This window comes from Chamaesiphon polymorphus CCALA 037 (assembly GCF_003003845.1).
GTDB classification, from domain to species: Bacteria; Cyanobacteriota; Cyanobacteriia; order Cyanobacteriales; family Chamaesiphonaceae; genus Chamaesiphon; species Chamaesiphon polymorphus.
Genome location: NZ_PVWO01000057.1, coordinates 1 through 18,584, shown reverse-complemented (window position 1 = coordinate 18,584; position 18,584 = coordinate 1). Strand labels below are relative to the sequence as shown.

General features: G+C 46.4%; 13 protein-coding genes. 8 read left to right on the top strand and 5 right to left on the bottom strand.

Features of this window, described 5'->3' with window-relative positions; translation table 11 throughout:
* Positions 1–60: 60 nt before the first annotated feature.
* The 3 genes from C7B77_RS06830 to C7B77_RS06825 all read right to left on the bottom strand — a co-directional run bounded on the left by C7B77_RS06830 (position 61) and on the right by C7B77_RS06825 (position 6,323).
* On the bottom strand, positions 61–2,304 hold the full coding sequence (locus C7B77_RS06830; protein ID WP_245894094.1) for an Eco57I restriction-modification methylase domain-containing protein: 2,244 nt from the start codon (positions 2,302–2,304) through the stop codon (positions 61–63).
* 126 nt (positions 2,305–2,430) lie between these two features.
* On the bottom strand, positions 2,431–2,889 hold the full coding sequence (locus tag C7B77_RS30625) for a hypothetical protein (protein ID WP_219892017.1): 459 nt from the start codon (positions 2,887–2,889) through the stop codon (positions 2,431–2,433).
* A gap of 41 nt (positions 2,890–2,930) precedes the next feature.
* On the bottom strand, positions 2,931–6,323 hold the full coding sequence (locus C7B77_RS06825) for a helicase-related protein (RefSeq protein WP_106301920.1): 3,393 nt from the start codon (positions 6,321–6,323) through the stop codon (positions 2,931–2,933).
* 208 nt (positions 6,324–6,531) lie between these two features.
* Between C7B77_RS06825 and C7B77_RS06820 the strand changes: the two genes are divergently transcribed.
* Together C7B77_RS06820 and C7B77_RS06815 are read left to right on the top strand one after the other, a co-directional pair.
* Positions 6,532–7,143 (top strand): type IV toxin-antitoxin system AbiEi family antitoxin domain-containing protein, encoded by a 612-nt coding sequence (locus tag C7B77_RS06820; protein WP_106301917.1) that lies wholly within the window; start codon positions 6,532–6,534, stop codon positions 7,141–7,143.
* On the top strand, positions 7,133–8,041 hold the full coding sequence (locus C7B77_RS06815) for a nucleotidyl transferase AbiEii/AbiGii toxin family protein (protein WP_106301914.1): 909 nt from the start codon (positions 7,133–7,135) through the stop codon (positions 8,039–8,041). The genes C7B77_RS06820 and C7B77_RS06815 overlap by 11 nt, the downstream gene beginning before the upstream one ends.
* 250 nt (positions 8,042–8,291) lie before the next feature.
* Here C7B77_RS06815 and C7B77_RS06810 read toward each other — a convergent pair whose 3' ends face one another.
* Positions 8,292–10,952 carry a DUF927 domain-containing protein gene (locus C7B77_RS06810; RefSeq protein ID WP_106301911.1) on the bottom strand — a complete coding sequence of 887 codons (2,661 nt, stop codon included), beginning with the start codon at positions 10,950–10,952 and terminating at the stop codon, positions 8,292–8,294.
* Positions 10,953–11,840: 888 nt separating this feature from the next.
* On the opposite strand from C7B77_RS06810, the gene C7B77_RS06805 reads away from it, so the two are divergent.
* The 3 genes from C7B77_RS06805 to C7B77_RS06795 all read left to right on the top strand — a co-directional run bounded on the left by C7B77_RS06805 (position 11,841) and on the right by C7B77_RS06795 (position 14,571).
* Positions 11,841–12,476, top strand: a complete 636-nt coding sequence (locus C7B77_RS06805; RefSeq protein WP_146138213.1) for a hypothetical protein — start codon at positions 11,841–11,843, stop codon at positions 12,474–12,476.
* A gap of 215 nt (positions 12,477–12,691) precedes the next feature.
* Positions 12,692–13,510, top strand: coding sequence for an ATP-binding protein (locus tag C7B77_RS06800; protein WP_106301905.1), 819 nt, complete (start codon positions 12,692–12,694; stop codon positions 13,508–13,510).
* 2 nt (positions 13,511–13,512) lie between these two features.
* Positions 13,513–14,571: a metal-dependent hydrolase gene (locus C7B77_RS06795; protein ID WP_106301902.1), complete on the top strand. Its 1,059-nt coding sequence runs from the start codon at positions 13,513–13,515 to the stop codon at positions 14,569–14,571.
* A 66-nt stretch (positions 14,572–14,637) separates the two neighbouring features.
* Here C7B77_RS06795 and C7B77_RS06790 read toward each other — a convergent pair whose 3' ends face one another.
* Complete coding sequence (locus C7B77_RS06790; protein ID WP_181243737.1) at positions 14,638–16,002, bottom strand: KAP family P-loop NTPase fold protein; 1,365 nt, start codon at positions 16,000–16,002, stop codon at positions 14,638–14,640.
* Positions 16,003–16,232: 230 nt separating this feature from the next.
* Between C7B77_RS06790 and C7B77_RS06785 the strand changes: the two genes are divergently transcribed.
* From C7B77_RS06785 to C7B77_RS06775, 3 genes are all read left to right on the top strand, one after another.
* A complete protein-coding gene (locus tag C7B77_RS06785) occupies positions 16,233–16,856 on the top strand; it encodes a KilA-N domain-containing protein (protein ID WP_106301896.1) in 624 nt (207 codons plus the stop codon).
* Between the two features lie 72 nt (positions 16,857–16,928).
* A complete protein-coding gene (locus tag C7B77_RS06780) occupies positions 16,929–17,975 on the top strand; it encodes a DUF4238 domain-containing protein (RefSeq protein ID WP_106301893.1) in 1,047 nt (348 codons plus the stop codon).
* A gap of 252 nt (positions 17,976–18,227) precedes the next feature.
* Positions 18,228–18,512 carry a helicase HerA domain-containing protein gene (locus C7B77_RS06775; protein ID WP_245894093.1) on the top strand — a complete coding sequence of 95 codons (285 nt, stop codon included), beginning with the start codon at positions 18,228–18,230 and terminating at the stop codon, positions 18,510–18,512.
* The last annotated feature ends 72 nt before the right edge of the window (positions 18,513–18,584 follow it).

Genomic DNA, 18,584 nt, shown 5'->3' with positions numbered 1-18,584 from the left:
CTTCACCGATCGTATTTATTTGCTTACTTTGTTTGCTCAATTTGCTATCGATCGAGCATACTAAGTAATGAAGAGCCAGAAAATCTTTTCTGAGCTTGTTTTGCTATAGAAAGATTCTAGCCTATTTTTTTGAGCTAGCTTAGAACATATACTGAACTCAAGCTCTGAATAAAATTTAGGTACTGTTCCTTCGAGGAAATTAACTGTGCTTCTTGTATACCTGAGAGAATCAAATAAAATACTTCTTTCTGAGGCAGACCATTTATGATATCGAGTAGAAAAGGTTTTAGGAATAGAGGATAATTTACCCAGCAAATGAATTGTTAATCTAATATGCTCTAGCCCTTCAAATAGTCTGGATGGGCGATCGTCAAATGAGCTAATATGTGATTCTCGTGTAAGAATCAGTTTTTGAAGAGGCTGATATCGATCTGTAGATATTGATGAAACTGGTACAATATATCCCTGGTAAGTATTTTGTTGTCCTAGAGAAAAGCACCGTTCCATAACGAGTGCATACAAATTACCTGCTGATTCACAGCTATAGTTTTTAAACTTATATTGTTTAATTTCTTTATTCTCTATATATGGCGGATTACCTATAATGGCATCAAATCCACCATCAGAAATAATCTGATAAAACTCAACAAACCAATGAAAAGGCTGATGGCTACTTTGCCACTGAGCAAATGCTTTCGCATCCTCAACATCTACACCATACTGCCGCGCCAGATAATAATTTAACTCATCATTCAGTTCGGCTAACTTAACTCGTAAATCTTGCTTCGCTTGTTTGAATTCCTTAGAATTTAGCCCCGAACTGGTTTGCATCTTCCGAAAAAGTTGGAAAGCAGTATCGACAATTCCAGCTTTATGAATCACATCGCCCGATTGTTGAAATTGAAATAAATTCCCCTGATTTTTGGAGCTTTTACTTCTCCCTTTCCCCTTACCCTCATCGCTAAAGATCGCCTTAGAAATCTCATCCAAGCTGACATAACCGACTAAGGTATTGCCCGATCGAATATTGAAATCGATATCTGGCAGGGGTTCTAGTCCGAGATTCGGTAGATCGGATCGAACATCAACTTGAGAGACTAATTTGAGAAACAGCCGCAGCTTACAGATTTCTGTGGCTTCCTCCATGATATCTACACCATAGAGATTGTTGAGAATGATGGATTTGAGGATGAAATAACGGCGATTGGGGTGGGTTGCCATTGCCGTTAAAATGTCGCGAAAATTTTGATATCTCTTTTTCTCCTCACCTTTGAGTTGCTCCAAAACGTCGGCATCATCGACAAAGCCCTGCATCCGATCCAAACAGGCATGATAGAAGGGTTCGAGAATATTTAAAGCAGCGAACAGGAAAGCACCCGAACCGCAGGTAGGATCTAATACCGAAACTTGAGAAATAGCTTGATAGAAAGCTAGCAATAAATCCGCACCTTCACAATTGACGATCGCATCCTGGGCGAACTGACGAATATCGAGATTGTAGGTAATCAAATCGTTAATGCTGGTAACTTCCCCATTGGCGAGTTTGGCGCGGAGATCCAAACACCGCCCGCGTCGGGCGACGTGTTCGCGCCACGTCTCGGTGGGAAGGGCGTATTTATCCGCTGCCGATCGATTCCAGCCGTCCCGTTGGGCTACCGAGTCGATTCCCGCTGCAATTTCTGGGGGCAGGGGTTCGTCTACCCCTTTACGGACAGCTTCATAGATATAACGATCGGGTGTTTCGCGCAGCAATGCCCACAGCGCACCATCGGGTTTAAAAGCGACAGCACACTTTTTCGCCGCTGCATCAAACAGGAAGGGAATAATCGTATTTTTACTGATATATTCGGTGATATCTTCTTTGGTATAGTAAGCCCCCATTTGTTTTTGGTTGATATACTTTTCAAAGATATAACCCAACACATCGGGATTGATTTCATCATCTTGACGCAAGGGGCGATCGTCTAAATGCCACTGATATTCATCAAAGAAGTCAAAGATTTTAGTAAAGGCATCATCAGGAATTTGAATGCTGGGATATTTTTCTTCTAATTGATGGACTTCAAATAAACCCCCGTTGAGATAGGGAACCGTGCCGACCAGCCGCTCTAATTCTAAATGGCGGGAGGATTGCCCCAAACCTTCGTGAAATAGACGTAATAGAAAGACGCGATAGAAAGAATAGAATTCATCCGTACCGCCTTGGGCTTGGCACTTAGTCAATCGATCGCGAAGATAGTCGATATTGCCGTCGAGAAACCCTTTCTTTTGGATGAAGTAGACAAACATCAAGCGGTTGAGCATCAACGAAGCATACCAAGTGCGATCGAATTCAGCTTCGATCCCATCGATAAACTTGAGAAAGGCTTGATGTTCTTTCTCGAATCGTTGGAAGAATTTCTTAGTAACTTTTTCAACGTCAAAGGCTTTTTAAATCCGCCGATTTACTTCCGGTAGCGTGAGTTTTTCTTCCTCTTCAAAGTCAATAACTAGAGTTTCTAACTTCTGTAATAAACTCTCGCCCGATTTACCCTGCTGATAGCGTTCGAGGCGGGGAGCTAGGGGTTTACCCTGTTCTTGGCGCACCCACAACCACACCTGAGCGGATTTATCCTCGGTACTAAAGACCAGTAAGTGAGAGCGACTGTATGCAGTTAATTGACGCTCTAGCTTTAAACTCGTCGCTCGATCGGGGAGTCGATCCAAGACACAATGAAAAACCGTAAATCCCCGCTTTTGGGCGATTGCTGCCACCACGAACTCTCGATCGGCGATCGGTAAAGGAATCGTCGCACCAGTACTGCGATCCCACCCTAATTCTTCGATAAATAGGGACTCAAAATCACAGGCTTGCAGATATTTTTTGGAACGGGAGCGATTGAGAGGCATAGGAGGTGTGGAAGCTGGGTAGATAGCTCGATGAATTACTTCTATAGTGGACGGTTTGAATCTGAAAATAACCCTAAAGAGCAAATAATTTGGGCGCAGTGCCAATCGGATTCGCGATCGACGATACAGAGTGCGTCGTGTTCGCGCAAGAAGACGACTAATTTGGCTAAGTCTTCATCTTTAATTCCCGCTCTAAATTCGCGGTTGAGACGGGCGATCGCGTTCGGGCGCAGGTAGTATTGGTTAATCTCCTCAACCGCCCGCTCCAAACTTTCCCATTCGGTGCCGCGTGCTAATAGGGGTAATTCGCGCCGCAGCCGATCGATATAAGCTGACAAGCGATCGTAGGTTTGAGATGCGGCACTGCGTTTATTACCTAAAGTTCCAGCTACAGTTTTCGATTGTTCGGCGAGTAATTTTGACCCGCGCTCGACTAGCTCGTGATGTTGGGGGTGACGGGGTAAAGGTTCGGTATCGTAGCTACATCTAGCCATCCGCAGAATTCGCATTTGCGACTGGGTAACGCTATTGCCCTGGCGATCGATCCAGGCGAGGGAGTCATTACCTTCAGCCGTTTTCATGTACAGTAAAACTCCTTCGGGATCGATGCCATCGGTTCGATGCCATCGGGTAGAATAGACAACATTCGGTAATTTTTCAATTATCCCCTTGAGTTCGGGACGCGCTTCGATCGCACTTTGCCAAATTTGCAGAGCCTCGGAAGTTAAATCTACTTCCCCTTCTTCGGCTTCGTCGAGAATACCCGATCGTTCGTTGTAGAGATTGCTCAGAACTACCCGTTGCGCCTCATCTTCAAAAAATGCCTCATCACTGCCCACTACCTCATGGTTTTGGTCGAGTCGAGCGCGCAGTCGTCCGCGCAGGTTAATCAGCCGTTCCACGCCATCGGCGGGCAGGAAGGAGTAACAGAGGATATCGCTAGCCTGTTGTCCGATCCGATCCACCCGTCCGGCTCTTTGGATCAAGCGAATAATCGCCCACGGGAGATCGTAATTGAGGATAATCGCACAATCTTGGAGGTTTTGACCTTCGCTCAGGACATCGGTAGCAATCAAGATTCTCAGCTCCTCAGTGGTGGATATATGATTGCGAGAATTATGACTGCGCGGACTAAATCGATGGGCAACAGCCGTAGGATCGGGAGTTTGACCCGTCACTACCGCCATTTGTGTCACTCCGGCGGTGGTGAGGGAGTCAAACAGGTAACGGGCGGTATCGGCAAATTGGGTAAAAATCAGAATTTTGGCATCGGCATGGCGACGAGCGACCAAATCGAGCAGGGCATTGAGTTTGCGATCGCTGCGAGCTTCCCAAGTGTCAGCTAAATCGAGAACTTCGATGAGGGCATCGGCATCATCCCGCAGGTTTTGGGCTAAATCTGGGGCGAATAACCTCGAACCAATCCATTTAAACCGTCGCTGATATTGGGTTTGATACGATCGATAAACTGCTTCGGCGCGGAATTGAAAGTCTCGATGTCGCGTTAATGGCTCGTCTGCGGCGTTCTCTTCTTCCTCTGTAGTTTCCCAATCGGCATTAAGCAGCGAATTATCGTCCTCATCGCTGCCGACTCCATCCAACAGCTCGGCATCTTGAGTGCCGATGGGTAAGGGCAATCCTCGCTCGATCGCCCAGAGAAACACATAATTGCGTAAGATGTGACGTTCGATCGATTGGATGAAGGCAATCCCGCTACTTTCTAGGCGTTTGAACAAGTTAGTCCGACAAAAACCCATCAACCGCTGTCCGGCTTGGGAGAGGTTGGCTAATTGGCGAGATTCTTCATCGGTCGCTTTCTCCGCAGGGCGCGGTGCGATATAGTTTCCCAGCCCGTAACGGGGGAGATTGAGTCGGTTGATGATATCTACCACCTGAGTCGAATAAAGACGGGCGTAGGGGTCGGTTTGGGGGTCGGCAATCTCAAATGTAACAGTGCGGGGGTGGCGATTGGGAAAATAAAACCGAGTGCCATTGGCAAATTCTAAGTAGTACCGATCTCCATCCTGCTGGGCATAGGTATTTTTAATAAAACTCCGAGTCCGTCTGACCATGTATTGACTCATTAACTGTTGCCAGTCTTCCGGTTCGTCGCTATGCTCGAACGCCAGTAAGGAGCGCACGGGCGAAGTACTATGCCTGCGTCTGAACTGCATTTCCCCTCCCAAACTGCGAATATAAGCCTCTGGCTTGATCCCTAAATCCCCTTCGGGTTTGAGAAAGAGTTGTAATTGAGAAGAGATATCTAAATAGGTTTTGTTGTAGGGCGTAGCCGTTAGTAAAATACACCGACTGCCACTCTGCTCGATGTAATCTTTAATCGCCTGATAGCGGCTACCATCGCGATTTCGCAAGTTATGACTTTCATCGATTAATACCAACCGGAATCGGGCGGGAATCTCTGGTAATGCTTTGATAACTTGACTGATGGGAACGACCTTCCCGCGCAGTCCATACCGATCGATCTGATTTTGCCACATTCTTACCAAATTTTTCGGGCAGATAATCAGAGTGCTAGTCCCATAATCTTCCTCGCACAAATGAGCGATCGCCGTGCCGACCAAGGTTTTTCCCAAGCCAACGACATCGCCGACGATTACCCCACCACGTTTATTAATATGTTGAGCGGCAATTTTGACCGCAGCTTCTTGAAACGGCAACAAACCGAAACTGGCAGGAGTCTGGTAATTACTCAGCCCGTCCCGCGCTTCTTGGGAGAGGTGGTATGCCATTTTCAAATAGACATAGTAAGGCTTGAGGGAACGCCCAGCCCAACTTTCATCGATAATGCCCGCTAGTTCGGCGGAGATATCCAGACAAAACCTGTCGTCCCACCGATCTTGAAACCATTGCGCTAGCTTTTGCGTATCGTCTTTATCGGTAACTTCGACATTTAATTCCCCCTGTCGTTGTAAGCCCGATAGAGTCAGATTGCTACTACCGACATAACTAACGATCGGGGCGGCTCGATCTTCTCGGTAAATTAAATAGAGTTTGGCGTGAAGAAGGTGGCGCAGATAGAGTTTGACCCGCACTTGCCCATTTAATAATTGTTCGCGCAGTCGCTTCAACCCTGCTTCATCGTCAGCCGTGGGGCTACCATAGGTCAACTGCTCCCGAAACTCCTGCGCCATTAGGGTTTTCAATCGTACTGCCTGCCCCTGGTCGATGCCATCGTTCGGTTTACCAATGGCTAGAGTGCGCCGGAGTTCTTCGTTGGGAAGTTTGTGCATTCCCACCAGTAACCGACAACAACGATGTTCGCCCCCCTCAAACTTACCGATCTCCGCATCGATCTCTCGCCAGCCCCGTAAGTTGAAATAACCAACACAAAAATCCGATCGGTAAGCTTGTTTGAGATAAGCTTGCAGTTCTGGGAGGAGAATCTGGTCGATGTTGTCGTAGATGCTGGACATAAAAATTAGATGCTAGCTTCGGGGCATGACTGCTACTATTTTTCCCTAAAGGGGAGTATTTAGGTCAAATACTCGAAGTTTTAACGTAAGTTGCTTGGGAAACATGTTGTTTGACCTGCCCCGCCCATCTTACCCTCTATGATGGATAATAATACCTATAGATATAAATAAGTGTAAGTATTATTATCCACAATTAGGAGCATAAGCGGTGGAAACAGCTTCAGTTAGGGCACTACGATCGATTCAAGCCCACGGGCAATTCATTCGGACAGCCCAGGCGATCGAGGTCGGCATTCACCCCCGTACCCTTTATCAGCTTCGAGATAGCGGCTGTTTGGAGCAAATATCTCGTGGCGTTTATCGGCTGGTAGAAGGAGATCCTATCTCCGATCCCGATTTATTTACAGTTGCCACTCGGATTCCCCAAGGGGTAGTTTGTCTGGTTTCGGCTTTGGCGATTTATCAGATTACCACTCAGATTCCCCGTGCGGTAGAGATCGCCCTCCCTAGAGGATCGGAGTCGCCCCGATTGGATTACCCACCGATCGCCATTCACCGTTTTTCCGCTGCGAGTTTCGATGCGGGGATTGAAACTCATGAGGTCGATGGCGTGCCGCTGCGAGTTTATAGCCCTGAAAAAACGATTGCCGACTGCTTTAAGTTTCGGCATCAATTGGGGATGGATATTGTTCTAGAGGCTCTAGTACTTTACCGACAACGTAAGGGGGCTAACTGGGGAGCGATTTTAGAATACGCCCAAATTTGTCGGGTGAGAGGGGCGATTAAACCTTACCTGGAAGCGATGCTATATGACCGATAAACCACTCAAAAATGTCTCAGCTTCGGTGCGGCAACGGCTACTCAATAAAGCCAAGCAAGATCGCCGTCCGTTTAACGAACTCCTTCAGTACTATGGGATGGAGCGGTTCTTGTACCGCCTGTCCCAATCGCCCTATGCCAGACGGTTCGTACTCAAGGGCGGACTGATGCTGCGGGTCTGGAATGTCTCAGAGTCGCGTCCGACGATGGATATCGATATGCTGGGTCGGACTAGCAACGAGCCGAGTCAGATCGTCCGCCAGATGCAGGAGATGTTGGCGTTAGAGGTCGAGCCGGATGGGATGGTTTTCGATGTGGCATCGCTCCAGACCGAACCAATTACCAAGGCTGCCGATTACCAAGGTATCCGCGTCCGCTGCTTGGGCTATTTAGATAAGGCGCGGGTCAACATTCAGCTCGATCTCGGTTTTGGGGATGTGGTGTTTCCCCAGCCGGAAACCGCCTCACTCCCGACGCTGTTGGATTATCCCGCACCGCAACTGCTTTGCTACAGTCGGGAAAGTGTGATCGCCGAGAAGTTTGAGGCGATGTTGAGTCGAGGGGAACTCAACAGCCGGATGAAGGATTTCTATGATGTGTGGCTGTTATCCGATCGGTTCGATTTTGATGGTGCCAAGCTGACTGAGGCAATCCGGCGGACGCTCGACCATCGCGGTACGACTGTAAGCGAGCCGATCCTCCCGTTTACTGAAGAATTTGCCGCAGCCAAGCAAGTGCAGTGGACGGCTTTTTGTAAACGGCTGGGGCAAGAACGGACTCCGACTGAGTTTATCCGAGTAGTTAGAGCGATCGAGGAGTTTCTAGCTCCGCTGGTTTTGGCGTTATCAAATCAGACCCCACCGCCGACAACCTGGGTGGCTAGTGTGGGTTGGAGCTAATTTACTCGATCGCGATCGCCAAGTTAAAAAAAACGTTTTTTTAGCCAAAGTTCAGAAAGTGCGTTTTCCGCAGTGAAGCGAGTGAAGCGGGTGAAGCGGGAGCTAAATCTGTTTCCAGCACAGCGTTCCAACTCAAAGCTTGCGCTTCACCGCCAAAAAAACGCTGGTGAAGCGGTGAAGCGTAACATGTATACTGCGCTTCACCGCTTCACCGCTTCACCGACGTTTTTTTCCTGGTGAAGCGCAAATGTTATTCTACAATCTCGTCAGAGACTGGCTTTGAAGGGTGCGCTTCACCCGCTTCACCCGCTTCACTGCCATTTTTACGTTTTGGGAAAATGTAGAAATAACTCGCTTTTTTATTAATCTTCCGCTGATGAACAGATTTACCATCTGGACGAGGTGGTAACAACCAGCCAAGCCGCTGCAATTCCTTCACCAGCCCTACTTTATTCACCCCAACAACGAACTCTTTATCGAAAACCGTTGGAGGCACCCAGAACTCTTCCGTATGCCCTTCTACCCCAACCTTGCGGTACGCCAGTAGATTGCGGATGGTCTTGGTATCACCATCGCGGAGATCCATAACCCGATCGCTAAACTCATTAGTGACAAGTAGGTGTTCGATTCGTTTAATCGCTTGCTTCACCTCGATCGAACCATCTCCGCCCCTGGCTGTGAGCCAAGCCTTGAAACAAGTAGAAATCCCCCACTCGATATCTTCAACTGGGAAGGGAAGCAGATCGTATTTATGAGCTAACCCTAGTACCACCTGTACCAATGCGAATCGATTGGCGACTCGTCCAATGGCACTATCGCTCGTCCCTTCTGCTAACTTAGCGGTGACAAGATGAACCTGTTTGGAAAGATTACCCACGAATGCTGGGTCGGCAGCATCAACGACCAATCGAGATAGGAAAGCATCTAAAGCTGTACCGTGATGCTCTATGACTGCTGCCTTGATCGCTAAGGCAAATTGAGCCGATGTATCAGCACCATGAATCGTCTCAAAACATCCATAAATCGAACCTTCGGGCACGGCTGGTACATCTGGTAAACGCACCTCCTGACCGCCTTTGAGGGTGATATTGGCTTGCGCCATGTATTTGCCCAGCCCAAATTCACCAGACGATAAAACCATCAACTGCCATGTCTTTGGCTTGCGATTGCTAAGATCCTTCTTCATCCGTGCCTTGCCCTGTCCATTCGCCAACATATAGGCGATATTCCCCACATCCTTTGGATCGGCTTGACCGATTTCATCTAGGGGTAGACAGAGATGATTAAAAGCTGTAGCTGTACTCTCTAAACCATTAGTGGTAGTGCGCCAATGGGGAATGTCTTTGACTCCGCTAACAGACGCGGCGACAGAGAGGATGATGGTTTTGCCCTGGGAAGTGTCACCAACTAAATGAAAGCCACCTGACTCGATATTGATAATGGGTAGCAATGGCGCGGCGAAGCTCGTACCCAGACCTAAGATCAGACGCGAATTTCCACCACATCGGGCAGCTACAGTATCCTTCCATCCCTGGAGAGTACCTTTTAACTCGGTAATCGCCTCTGGACTGGGATCTACGTTTCGGAACTTGAGATTTTCATCGCCATAGGTTTTATGAGGTAGGACGAAGGACTTTCCCACCCAGCCACTCGAATCGGTAACGGTATAATTTTCGGCGATATTCGCCCCCAAACCATAGAGATAGTCGAGTAACAACCCGCGCTGCTCCCGCTTGAAGACATAGCCGCGACTGAACAAGCCTTCAATAATCGAACTAGCGTCACCCGCCAGAAATGCTCTCAACATCGTCCAGCGGCGAATCGTGCTCTTAAAAGTTTTGAACTCTAATAACAGTGCCGCGCCATCTTCATCGGGATTATCGATACAGGCGATCGCCGTAAGATGATTGCCGATATATTCACTCGACATGTTCGTAACTTTGAGTAAACCATTCTCGATCGAACTGGTGAAGTGGGCGTTTTTAACTACTGGTAGTGCCAGTTCCGATCGCTTGGCATAGGCTTTGTCTAGAGCTTTAACCCCTTTAGCCGCAATGAGATCGTCGATTCCCTTATGACCTTTCCATTTAAGATCGGTCACTCCATCTACTCGATCTTCAATCTCTTGGAAAAACCGTTGTTTGGCAGCTTCAACCTTCTTGACAGTTGAGGGATTGTCATCGCGATCGAAGGCTAAAACTACTTCTCGTTCGCGTAGCGTCCCCTGTGGGGAATCGGTTAAAAACGGCTCTAGTTCTGAGTTTAATATCTTGAGACTTTCCCCAAAGTCGCCGCGCTCGACTTCCCCAAACATGTCTTTTTCATTCGTCCCCCAGCCCCACACTCCATTGAGCGCGATCGCGGGATACCCAGCCGAAACTAAGCTACAGGCTTTTTTCGCCCCTTCGGTGATGATGATGAAGCCATCGCGTTCTAGATACCAATCCCAAAATTCCAAATCTGCCGCATCCGGTGCGAGTAATTCGACGCGGCGGCGATATTCCTCGGCTACCGCTCCGAGTTTGGTGGCGATCGCCAGTCCCGCCCGTACCGATATCCGGGGCACGAATAACTGTTGATTCCCCGTCCCCCTGGGCGACTCGTATTTGATCGTCTTGCCTTCAGAATTCTTACGGGGCGAATCCGGTTTGACCGATACGCCGCGATAACCATCGAAAATCCAGCCCCCACCACGGAGGACATTGGCTAGCTCGTTTTGCGATCGCCCAGCCAGCGTCCCATTATTGAGGTGTTGGGGTGCGGCAATTAATAGATCGAATACTTCGTCTAATTCGTTTTCATTATTTGGATTCCAAGAGCGGAAGTTTAACGCGGCGATATCTGAGGCGATCGCACTGGCGGCAAATTCGCGGGCGTGATGCGCTGCGATCGAAGGGCAAGAAATAAACATGTGGTGATTCCCTTGTGGGAACCCCGCAAACTTCGACAGGTACTAGGTAATATTTAGAATCAAAACGGTAATATTGGCGATGTGTCAGATTTACGCTAAGATTTATCTATCACCCGTTTCCTATTGGCGTAGGCTGCGGGATTCCCAAATAAAGTTGATATTGCTCCCTATTGATTTAGGTTGCGTGGTTCCCAAATAAAATTTGAACTTTTTTTGTCTGGTTAACTTCTGATTCGTAGTCAGAAGTTAAATCAAAGCCCCTGGTTGTGCCCCTTTTGGCATTCCAGGGGTTTTTGATTGTGGCTTTATTATAGGCGCGGACAGGGTGGTTTGTAAAAAGGCTTCACCAATCTTGGCGATTACTTTTTTTTATTTGTAATATTATTTTAGATCTGCGAGTGTAACTTGTCACCAAAAATATTTCTACTAAGTAGTACTACGGAGAACGAGTTATTTCTCGATACCGATCGGGATTAGTTGGTAATTGGTAGTTAATAGTTAATAGTCGATCGTTAATAGTTAGTCGAACTGTTTAAGTACATTTGGGGGGATGTCGAAACGTTTTCAGCCAGATTGCTGAGAATGGGTGCGGCTGGAGAGGGTTGAGGAATGGTGGCGATCGGGCAAAGTGCGTAAAAACGTTAATGACTAAGTATAATTTATTACTTACTCTAAGGATCGATATATACTACTTACAATATCTCTGCTGACCCCATCGGTTCGGTTTAGATCCGATTAGTTGAAGTTGAAAAGTTTGGGCAAAACAGCGGCTCGCGCCCGTCGGGTTTCCCGACGCGAAAAGCGAGAAAAGACACAGCCCCAACTTTGCCATCTCTAAATATAAATTTAATTATCAATTATCAATTATCAATTATCAATTATCAATTAATGAACAGAGTTAAGACCTCCGAATTAGATGCACGGTTCAACATCCGCAAAAACGCTCGCGTGAATCGGTTGGCGATGCTGGGTTTTACACCCGATCGCTTGACTAAAGAGGGGAGATTTTACTATCTCACGCCCGCGCAAGTGGAACTATTTGCCGATTTTGACAAACATATTCGGGAAACTGGGGGCACGGCAGGATATCCCCATTTAGTAGGGAATAATATCGATACCCCCGCGCTCGCAGCCGAGCCGGAGATCGTGGCTGATGCTGCGGTAGCCGAAGAGTTACCAGCCGGACAACTGGCGACTCAAGCCCCAGACGATTTAGACCCCGTGCCAGCAAGAACGGACATAGTTGCCAGCGGTACGGATGAATTTACGGGAGAATTTGAACCCGCCGCGCCGGAGCAAGCTGTTAATAAGCTAGCCGCTCATATCGATGCTAAAGCCCAGCGCAAAGCGGTGGCAATCATGCTGGCAGAAAACGCCCTCGCCAATGAATACGTTAACAATCCCCACTTATTAGATCCCGAACTGCGATCGCAAGTAGATAGCTTTCAGTTCACCCAAATCGACCCAAAAGAATTAGCCGCCTCGCTAATCGCCGCCGCCGGACGACAACCGAAAGCGGCTTAAAATTCAATCTGCGATTCAACTTTGCCGATGCGATGCGAATGCTAGCTGGAGAATCTTTAAATGCTCTGCTGCTGGGTATATTGCTACTTTTGAGCGACTTTTGGACGCTGCCATTAATTCTCGGACTATTCGTAGTTGTTAATGCAATCGACTCAAAATCGCGGCCTTCAATTAATAATTGATGACTATTAATTACTAATTATCAATTATTAATTATGTTCAAACTTTATCGGCTTGAAGAGAAAGCTAGAATCCTCGCGGCATTAAAGGCGAATGGCTCGATTCTGTTGTGTGGGGATGAGGGGAGTGGTAAGACGGTGTTACTAGATGCAGTCAGGGAAGAGCTAACCGCCGATGGCTATGTGCTGGCGGCGATTCTCACGCCAGCGACCCAACGGCAAATGCTGATTGCCATTTGCGAACAGCTAGAAATCGAGACGATCGAGGTCGAGGGTAAGGCGATGACGGTTGAGAAGTTGAAATGGGCGGTGGCCGACTATTTCCGCGCCAACCCTGCGACCTTCTTAATCTTTGATGACGCGCACCAGCTCGACCCTAAATTTAGGACGTGGTTGAAAAATCTGCAAAGACAGGGCGTATCGCTGCTGCTGGCCGCGACCAAGCCGCCACGCACGGACATCTTCTTAAATACTCCCGCTTTAGTCCTCCGACCGCTACCCGACTACTTTATCCGCGATCTGATGGCAACAGCGGGGGAGCTGCGGGGACTAAACCTGAGTCAATCGCAACTGGCAGACCTCCAACAGCGGGCGGGTGGTAATCCGGCGTTAGCGATTCGATCGATCGATGAGGAATATTTAGGGCTTGAGATCGAAGGTGGCGATCGCAGTGACTATTTTGACATTACTCCGCTCCTAATCCTTGCTGCGACTGGGTTTGTAATGCTGCGGTTCTTTGCCGTCGGCACTGATAGCAGACTGCTGTATGTGATTGCAGGGATGTCTGGGGCGTTGTTTATCGGGCTGACCTATATGTTGCGATCGCTCCCTAAAGACTCGAAACGAGTTAGCTAATTATGATGACTTTGACCCACCTAGCAATTAGCGGGCTGATGACCAGTCTAATTTTGGGAACTGCCGAGCCGACGATCGTTAGCGTGGGGGCGATTGCAGGACTATTGCCCGATGTGGACATTAGCAAATCACCAGCGGGACGGGTGCTATTTCCGATTTCTCGCCTGTTGGAAAAGCGGTTTCCCCATCGGAGCTGTACGCATTCGATCGTCGCTTCACTAGTCGTTGGGGTGGTGGTGTATGGGTTGGCCTATAGTTCGGTCATTTCTTGGCAGTTGGCACATGCGATCGAGATTGGGTACACGTTTGGTTATCTGGTGGATGCGATTACCAAGTCGGGCATTCAACTATTCTTCCCTGCTAATCTGCGCTGTGTCGTGCCTGGGAACCGGAAGCTACGGTTATCGACGGGGAGTAATTGGGAGTATGCGGTCTTAGTCCTGGTGGTAGCCATGCTGTTACTGGTACTGAGCGTCAATACGCAAGGCGGCATCGCCTTCACCTTCAATGAGATTCTGGCAACCCCGCGCGGGGTGCAAGATTTGATGAACCAGAAAGGTAATACCCACCAAATTATCGTCCGCATCGATGGGGTAAGGACATTCGATCGGGCGCGGGTTCGGGATGATTTTGTCGTCGTCGAACAAAAGGACGCACACACGTTCGCGGTTCACCCCGTAGCGGTTCCTGACGAACTGTACCAAGTTAGCAATCGCCCCGATCTGATGTCCCAGATCGTCAGCGAACGGATTACGGGTAAGGTGGGGCGGAAGATTACTACCAGTATCGAGTCGTTGACGTGGGTGGATGAGGAAATTATCCCCAAACTAGATCGGGCGATCGATCGGTATCCCGACGCGCAGATGTATTTAACCGGATCGATCGAGATTGACGATCCAGAGCAGGTTAACCCCCAATCTAATCCCCAGCAATTAGCCACTGTCACCAAACACGGGCGGAAGCTGGAGTTTAATAGCTGTCCGCTGGGAAAGGCGATCGGGTTACTTGGCGACCAGTGGGGCAGCGGTCAGGTGAGGATTAGGGTGATAGTTACTAATTGATAAAGAAGTGAAATTAATCATGCCAAAGTCAAACTTATTTTATAATTCAATAGGAATATAGTTAAATCAATATCGCTCAAAATTTGATATTAAATTCAATCTTTGTGCTGTTTTTTGAAAACCCGCTCCTTCGCGAGCTATTTGAACTATGTGTCTGTCTTCATTACTTGAATTGTCACGCGAATTTATTCTCTGTATATATGCTTGCATTTCAGGGCTAGGGGTGTTTAATAACTCATTTAATCCCGAAAGAAAAATTCCTTTCATTTTGCCTTTAAAAAATCCAGAATAATTTTTCCTGTTTGCAGAATCTGAAAACAAAAGAAAAGCTTCTTTTTCTTTTGGTAGAGCTTCTACGAAAGTAAGGAAATCATCAGGTGTCAGCTTGCCTGCCATAACTGATTTGTATATTTCAGGGTTGCTATAATTATGTAAAAATAAAAGAATACTTAATGTCACTGGAAAGGGGTTTTCGCAGACTGGAATTGTTTGTAATACGACTCTCAGCCTTGATATGATTTGCTCTTGCTCTCTCAAGCTCATTTGAGCAGAAGATATCAAATATCCTAAGTAAAAATTTAAATCAATTAAATCATCTGGATTATTATCATTGTTTTCTGAGTGCCGTCTTGCTATCAATGAATTAATTTCAAATTTTTCAAACAGAGACGAGCAATAGCATCCCAGATCGGGTTCTGGCAAGCGATAGTCTAGATCGATGAATCGTTTAAGATATCCTGTTGCATCAAACTCCGATCCATAAAGTGCTTTGATAGAATGACTTAATTGCTCGCGATCGATCCCTAATACAAAAACTATTCCCTCAACATCAAATAAATGTTTGATTCGTTCGAGTAGCTGCACTGCATAGGTCGGGCGGCAGCGATCTAATTCATCTATAATAATGACAATCTTTACTGGTTCTCGATCGGATTTTTGAATTGCTGCAACTAGAGAACTAAGCTCTTCACGAAAATCATCAATATCTGATTTTCCTTTGCAATAATCCTTGATTAAATCCTGAGCAGTCTCACCAGCTAGATCGGATAGTATTTTTTCTGATGCAGTATCAATGTCTAATGCTCCATGAGTGGCAATTTTTACTCCTATTGTAATCAAGCGTTTGAGAACTGATTTAGCTGTCTCCTCAAATTTTTTAATCGTTGCATCAACATTTCCATTGTCTGGTCGGGATTTCTTGATGGCGATCGATAATTCTCCAACGACGGCAACTAAGGGATCTTCAACAAAATCACTTTTCCAAGCATTCAAATAGAGACAGAGATGTCCAGCTTCGTTTAGCTTCACTTCCCACATGTTCAGGAATGTTGTCTTACCCGATCCCCATGAACCATCAACAGCTAATACGAAAGATCCCACAGCCCAAGTAACAACCTGAGTTAGTGTAGGCTCTAATTCTTTCCTACTCAAACAGTCGTTCTTAAACGGATCGTCAGTAGGAATCTCTAGGACGGATGGGCGGATTTGCATAAAGGCTTTACAAGGCTATGATTGTAATTCTATTGTACTAGTATAGTCGTTAGTATAATTATACTCACAGAAATTCTGGTATTAAATTCATATTCACTCAATTTGAGCTAGTATATTCATATTCACTCAATTTGAGCTAGTATAAACATATTCACTCAATTTGAGTTAATATGAACATCCCAACCGAATACAAAAATCTATCTGCAATTGCCAAAGCTAGCGGAACACGTTTAAATAATTGGGTTAACCGCTCGGTGGGCAAAAAAGCGATCGCTGAATTTAAGCTCAAGTATCCAGAGATCGATTGCCCATTAGTAACAAAAACAGGGAAAGGTGGTGGGACGTGGGGACACCCAGAATTAGCCGCTATTTTTGCCGCTTGGTGTAATCCTCAGTTTACTGCGGAGGTTGTCGAGCAGAACGCCCAACTCAGAGAACAGAACGAACTACTCAAGGAAAAGATTAGAACATTCCAAGTCGTTACGCCCGCTCAAATTGCCGCTGCAATGGATGAAGTAATGGAAGTAAAGCAGATGGCGCATCAAGCAGAGGATAAAGGCATAGAAGAAGTCGAACTACTTGCAAAATGCTTCTATGTCCGTGCGATACCTCAACATCCAAAAGGGTTGACGTTTGAACAGTATCTCCCGCATTGGCTGTATTCAATGAGCGATCGGACAGACATCTATCCCCACGAGGTACTTGAAGAGATGACGATAAAAGCGGGGAAACCGATCCCATATCAGGGAAAAGTATTGAAGCATGGATGTTCCTACGTTTGGATTGACGCATAGCTTTAGTCAATCAAACACGGAACAGTATTTATTTACTATAATAAAAATGAAAATAATACTTAAACTTGCTGGATGGCTGGAATACGTCAACATTTTATCCCCCGCTTTCTTCAAAATGGTTTCGCCAGTCATGTAACTGGCGATAAATTTTGTACTTGGGTATATAGGAAAGGGGTAGAGCCTTTCAATGCCAATACAACTAAAACTGGCGTAGAAGGCTATTTTTACTCTCAAGATGATGATCCTCAAGTAGATGATGAGATCACAGCAGCAGAAAGCCGTTTCACCAGTTTAGTTAACAATCTACGCAATGAAGGCGAAACAGCAAAGTTAGAGTCAGATAAGATAGCAGAGCTAATTGCTCATTTTGAGATCCGCACTCGCCATCTACGACAAAGCTTTTCAAATGCTGCTGAGTATGGTTTGAGAGAAGTACTCAAAATAATTGAAGATCCACTTGTCTTTGGAAATTATGTAAAAAGAGGATTAGAAGAGAGGGTTGTAAAAGAGTATAGAAAATTAAACTACCCAGAAAATTATCTAAAACTGTTTCTTATCGGTATTCAACCGCAAATGGACAGCGCATTGTCCAAGAGTTTAGACGATATACCTTGGATGACCGAGCAGTTTCGGGCAGATCTTCCAAATATGCTTAAAGAAGCCTCAAAATCTGGACATATAGATGGGTTGAGAAATTCTATTGCCCCGCAGGTAAAAATAGATATGTATCGAAACATGAAGTTCTCGATCGAGCGAACTTTCTCTGATATACCGCTGGGTGATTCAATCGTTTTATTTCAATTAGAGGGAGATGAATCGTTTAAACCGATTAGTGAGAAGGGCGATCCCATCCAAGCTGTCTATTTGCCTTTGTCGTCCAATCTCGTTCTAGTAGGTCAACTTTCCAATAAGACCCCCGATTTATCGCAACTTCCAAAAGCTATCGCTCAGTGTTCGTTGGAATATTTTATTAGTAGTACTAAAAGTGATGGCAACGAAACCCTTCAGGCTTACATTGGGGAATCTGCTCATCTCATATCTAAAAATAAAATGGATGCTATTCTCCTAGAGATAATTGATGATATGAAAATAAACCCCCAAGCGTTCTTCAAGAATTAACTGTTTGCCTGTGTTTGCCAAACGTCAGCCCAAACGTTTAACCGAAAGCTCGACACCCATCTAAAAATAAAAAAATTTACCAATCATATCGTCGGCAAATTTTTCTACAACACAAACGTTTATTCAGTTCGTTTGCTGTAAGTGTCTGGGAGAAACGAATATTGGAAACGTTTCTAGTTTGAAAATACGGATTTTGGCTTAAATATTTGGAGTGTAAATCGATTACAATCGGATAAATAAAAACCGATTGGCATGGCTAAACCACTACCCAAATCTATCTTAAAACCCCGATCTGTGGGGAGAGAAACGGCGCAGCCGAATTCACCATCTCGCTCGCTCGTGCATTTGGGCGATGGGGTGTGTTGGGATTTGGATAAAGCCGCTAACCCGCACATGGTGATTCTGGGCACGTCGGGTAGTGGGAAGACTCAGACCCTCAAAGCGATCGTCTGGGAAATGTGTAAAGGATTTCCGTCGCGGTCGATCGTCTTGGACTTCCACGGCGACCAGGAGTTACCAGGGGAGGTGTACCTGTAGCGACCCGCAATTATAAATCATCAAACCCGCAATCATCGCAAAATCGAACCCAGATTAACTGCAACTATCCGA